The 5,435-nt window shown below is 72.3% G+C and carries 3 protein-coding genes; all 3 read left to right on the forward strand.

The features are described 5' to 3' along the window. Positions 1–1,835, forward strand: a 1,835-nt coding sequence (locus tag P3W85_RS12470; protein WP_276265001.1) for an AAA family ATPase, incomplete at its 5' end; no start/stop codon positions are given. Then, positions 1,832–2,557, forward strand: a complete 726-nt coding sequence (locus tag P3W85_RS12475) for a 4Fe-4S cluster-binding domain-containing protein (protein ID WP_276265002.1) — start codon at positions 1,832–1,834, stop codon at positions 2,555–2,557. The genes P3W85_RS12470 and P3W85_RS12475, both read left to right, overlap by 4 nt. Beyond that, a partial coding sequence (locus tag P3W85_RS12480; RefSeq protein WP_276265003.1) for a protein kinase domain-containing protein occupies positions 2,554–5,435 on the forward strand: 2,882 nt, incomplete at its 3' end. The genes P3W85_RS12475 and P3W85_RS12480, both read left to right, overlap by 4 nt.

Genomic DNA, 5,435 nt, shown 5'->3' on the forward strand with positions numbered 1-5,435 from the left:
CCGTCCCTGCCTTCACCCGCCCGCGCTGGCTACGCGACCTGCTGCGCTTCCTGCCGCTCAAGAGCCAGTTCGTGCTGTCCGGCAATGTGCGCGACCTGCAGGCCTGCGAGGTGGCGCCCGGCACGATCGCACCGCAGCCGTTCGCGCTGGCCGTGCACGGCGCGCTGCGCGAAGCCGGCTACGCCCATGTCTTTCTCTACGATCCCATCGCGGGCTTCCAGGCGCTGTGCGCGCCCGGCGAGGACAGCAAGCCGGCCGAAGCCATCCTGCAGCAGTTCGGGTTGACCGTCAGCGAGGGCCGCGCCAATGCGGGCATCGACCTGCTCGGCACCACGCTGGAACGCTTCGCCGCCCACCCCGGCGAGCCGCTCGCGCTGATCGTGGATTTCGCCTCGCGGCTGCTCACGCGCGGCGACAACCCCAGTCCCGCCGAACACCAGTTGTTCACCCGCGCGCTGGTGCTGTCGCACCAGGCCCGCTCGCGCCCCGCCGGCGCCGCGCGCAAGCCCTTCTTCAACAGCATCCTGTGGGTGGTGGACAAGGAGGGCGACCTGCCCGACTGGCTGCTGGTGGGCAACCCGCGCCTGCGCCATATCCCGGTGGCCAGGCCCGACCACCACGCCCGCCGCGCGCTGGCGCCGGCGCTGCTGCGCGGCCTGGCTGGCGCGCAGGATGCCGATGCCCAGGCCATGCGGCAGGCACAGCAGGATTTCGTCGACGATACCGAGGGCATGCTGCTGCTCGATCTCAATGCCATCGCGCAACTGGCGCGCGTGGAGGGCGTGCCGCTGGCGCAAGTGGCCGACGCGGTGCGCCGCTACAAGGTAGGCGTGACCGAAGACCCCTGGCTGAAGATCGACCGCAACCGCATCCGCGGCGCCGGCGAGTTCATCGCCCGGCGCGTCAAGGGCCAGGACCACGCGGCCACGCATATGCTCGATATCGTCAAGCGCGCCATGACCGGTGTGGGCGGCGGGCGGCGCGGCGGGCGGCCGCGCGGCGTGGCCTTCCTGGCCGGGCCCACCGGCGTGGGCAAGACCGAGCTGGCCAAGACCGTCACCAGCCTGCTGTTCGGCGACGAGAGCGCCTACATCCGCTTCGACATGTCCGAGTTCAGCGCCGAGCACGCCGACCAGCGCCTGATCGGCGCGCCGCCCGGCTATGTCGGCTACGACGTGGGGGGCGAGCTGACCAATGCGATCCGCGAGAAGCCCTTCGCCGTGGTGCTGTTCGACGAGATCGAGAAGGCTCATCCGCGCATCCTCGACAAATTCCTGCAGATCCTCGACGACGGCGTGCTCACCTCGGGCCGCGGCGACCGCGTGTACTTCTCCGAAGCGCTGATCGTGTTCACCTCCAATCTCGGCATCTACCGCACCGGCGCGGATGGCGAGCGGGTGGCCAACGTCAGCCCGGCCGAGCCCTTCGAGGCCGTGCGGGCGAAAGTGCGGGCCGAGATCGAACGGTATTTCAAGCTGGAGCTGAACCGCCCGGAAATCCTCAACCGCATCGGCGAGAACGTGATCGTGTTCGATTTCATCCGCACCGACGTCGCCGCGCAGATCTTCGCGCAGATGGTGGACAACGTGCTGGCCGACCTGGCGCGCCAGGACCTGCACCTGACGCTGGCCGACGGCGCCTTGCAGGCATTGCGCGAACGCTGCCTGGCCGACCTCTCCAACGGCGGGCGCGGCATCCGCAACCAGGTCGAGGCGCACCTGCTCAACCCGCTGGCGCGCGCCCTGTTCGACCAGGACGCCCGGCTCGGCGAGCGCTTCGAGATCGCCGGCCTGACCACCGGCGCCTTCACGCAGCTCAGCCTGCAACGGCTGTGAGCGATGCCGAGGCGGTGCCTGACCTGTCGCCCGACGTCTCGCCGGACGTGTCGCTCGACCTGTCGCGCCTGCATTTCCCGGTCACCACGCTGGGCCCCGGCCGGCGCGTCGGCATCTGGCTGCAAGGCTGCTCGATCCGCTGCCCCGGCTGCATCTCCGCCGATACCTGGCAGGCGGGCGGCGCGCGCAGCGCGAGCGTGGCGGCGCTGATGGCAACGCTGGCGCCCTGGCTGGCGCAGGCCGAGGGCATCACCGTCTCGGGCGGCGAGCCCTTCGACCAGCCGGACGGCCTGCTGGCGCTGCTGCGCGCGCTGCGCGCGGCCAGCGCGCTCGACATCCTGGTCTACAGCGGCCATCCCATCGGGTCGCTGGCGCCCGTGCTGGCGCATGCCGACGGCCTGATCGACGCGCTGATATCCGACCCGTTCGCCCTGCACTTGCCGCAGACGCTGGCGCTGCGCGGCAGCGACAACCAGCGCCTGCACCTGCTGACGCCGCTCGGACGCGCGCGCTTCGCCGCCTTCGAGCGCCCGCTGGCCGCGCACGACCGCGCGCTCGACCTGATGTTCGACCACGACGGCACGGTATGGCTGGCCGGCATCCCGCGGCGCGGCGACATGGGCCGTCTGCGCGCGCTGCTGCAAACCCATGGCCACGCCGTGACGACTACCGAAGACCGCGCCGCCGGGCGGTCCGAATACAACGAAAATCCCCAGCCATGATGCGCTTTTGCCCCAACTGCCAGACCGAACGTTCGCTGGCGGAAATCTTCTGCGAAGGCCTCGTCGGCCAGGCGCCCTGCGGCTGGGACCTGTCCGGCGAAGCGATCCAGGCGCCGGGCTGGCGTCCCGCGCCCGCTGTCGTCGCCGCCTCCGCCGCTGCCCCAATGCAGCAAACCGCGGTCGCGGCGAGCGTTCACTGCCTCAATGGCCATGCCATGGCCGCGGACGACCTGATCTGCCTGCAATGCGGCGCCGACCCGGCCGGCGAAACCGGCACCGGCGCCCTGCCAGCCGCCGGCAGCAACACCGGGGCAGCGCAGCATGCCACCGCCGCGCCGCAAGGCGATGCCGTCGAAGACATCGGCACCGTCATCGCCGGCTGGCGCCTGTTGCGCCGCATCGGCAGCACCGACGGCGTGCGCGCGCGCTATATCGCGCAGCAGGTCGATACGGCGCGCCATGCCGTACTGACGCTCTACCGCGCCGGCGCCGAGCCCGACCCCGCCGTCTACCAGCTGCTGCAGCGGCTGCCGCGCGCCCACGTGCCCGAGATCCTGGCCACCGGGCGCTGGCGGGACCGTGCCTATGAAGTCGCCGAGGAACTCAGCGGCGGCACGCTGGCGGATCTCGGCATCGTGGCCGGCGACCTGGAGCGGATCCGCCATATCGTGCGCGAACTGGGCCAGGCCCTGCATGTGTTCTCCGAAGCCGGGCTGCGCCACCGCGACCTGCGCCCCGGCACGCTGCTGGTGCGCCAGCGCGAGCCGCTCGACCTGGTGGTGAGCGGCTTCGGCTCGGCGCGGCTGTCGGACTTCGACCTCGACATCGTCTCGCCGCTGGAAACCTCGCGCTATATGGCGCCCGAGGCCATCGCCGGCGGCGTGGCGGCGGCCTCCGACTGGTGGAGCCTGGGCATGATCCTGCTGGAGCAGGTCACCGGCGGCGCCTGCTTCGACGGCATCCATCCGCAGGCCTTCCTGATCCATGTGCTGGCCAACGGCGTGGCGCTGCCCGACGACCTCGACCCCGCCCTGCGCCTGCTGCTGCGCGGGCTGCTGGCGCGCGACCGCAACCAGCGCTGGCAATGGCCGCAGGTACAGGCCTGGCTGAACGGCGAGGCGGTCGCCGCCCCCGCGGAAGGCGCGGAGGATGCGCCCGAGCACGACAGCGGCGCATCCAGTGCCATCGAGCTGGGCGGGCGCCGCTATCGCAGCCCGGCGCGCTTCGCACTCGCCGCGGCCGAAGCCGGGCACTGGGACCAGGCTGCCGACCACCTGCGGCGCGGCGTCGTCGTGACCTGGGCGCAGGACGCCGCGCTGCCCGCGCAGCGCCTGTCCGGCCTGCGCGAAGTGGCGCGGCATGAAGGCCTGGAGGACGATTTCCGGCTGATGCTGGCGCTCAGGCTGCTCAACCCCGAGATGCCGCTGATCCTGCGCGGCGACATCGTGACGCCCGGCTGGCTGCTGCAGCATCCCGGGCAAGGCTATGCGCTGCTGAGCGGCGTGGCGCCCGACCTGCTGTCCCGCTTCGACAACGAGCACTGGCTGGTCCGCCTCAAGACCCGCGCGGCCCAGGTCCGCCAGCGCGCGCGCAGCCTCGAGATCGAACTCGACGAGGACAGCCTGCGCATCCACCTGCTGTCGACCTCGCGCGCGCGTCTCGCCGCGCTGTGGGAAGCGCGGCGCAGGCTGCTGCCCGACAGCGGCCACCCTGGCGTGCTGTCGCTGGCCGAGCGCCGGCTGATCGGCGAGGAAGACCTGATCGTGCTGCTGTCGGCCGCGCCGGGCCTGTTCCGCTCGATCGATGCCATCGTCGCGGACGCGGCGGCGCTGGCGCGGCGCGAGGACGTGCTGGCGTTCGACGAAGGGGCCGCCCGCGCCTGGCTCGAGCAGGGCCGGCAGGCGATCTGGCAGGCCGTGGACGCCCGCCTGGAAGGCTTCGCGCGCAGCGGCGTGGCGGCGGTCGACGCCTGGGCCGGACAATTCCGCCTGGAGCGGCGCCTGCCGCTGGCGCAGGCGCTGGTGCTGCTGGCGGTGCCCGCCGAGCAGTGGCTGGCGCCGCAGAAGCAGCAATACGTGGCCGACATCCTGGACTTCTTCCAGAAAAAGGTGGCCACCGCCGTGCTGCGCGGGCCGCTGGTGCGCATGGGCATCGGCAAGACCACCGCGCGCATCGACCTGGGCGAACTCCACAGCGCGCGCCGTCCCGCCGGCGCCCTGCTCGATCACCTGCTGCAGCGCAATGCACAGCCCGTGGCGCTGGACCCGGCGCTGTTCGGCGAGCGTCCGGAACTGGAACTGCGCCTGCAAAGCCTGTACCGGCACAGCACGCTGTACCGGCGCGACACCGGCATCGACGGCCTCTACCTCGGCTTTCCCTTCCTGCTGACGCGCGACGCTCGCGGCAACACCAAGACCCGCATCGCGCCCGTGCTGCTGTGGCCGGTCAGGCTGCTGCTCGAAGTCGGCAGCCGGGGCCAGGTGGCGCTGGCCTTCGACAGCGAGCGCGAGGAAGTGCGGCTGAACCCGGCGCTGGAAGCGCTGCTCGGCCCTGAGCCGGGCCGCCGCTGGCGCGAGACCGCCGACGAACTGCTGGGCCGCTCCGCGCTCAAGGCCGGCGAGGTGATGGATGCCTTCGGCACGCTGGCCAGCGCGCGCGAGCGCGTGCTCGGGCGGCTGCCCGGGCTCGACACCGAGGTCGAGCCGTACCAGGACGCGCTGTCGTGCGCGGCGGTGCTGTTCCACGTCACCTTCATGGGCCAGGCGGTGGGCGAGGACCTGCGCCAGCTCAAGACCCTGCCGGGCGGCGGCACCGGGCTGGAGACCGCGCTGCGCCTGGGCGCCGCCAATGCTGCTGCGCCGGCGGCCGAGGCAACGGA

This window comes from Cupriavidus basilensis (assembly GCF_029335485.1).
GTDB lineage: Bacteria > Pseudomonadota > Gammaproteobacteria > Burkholderiales > Burkholderiaceae > Cupriavidus > Cupriavidus basilensis_E.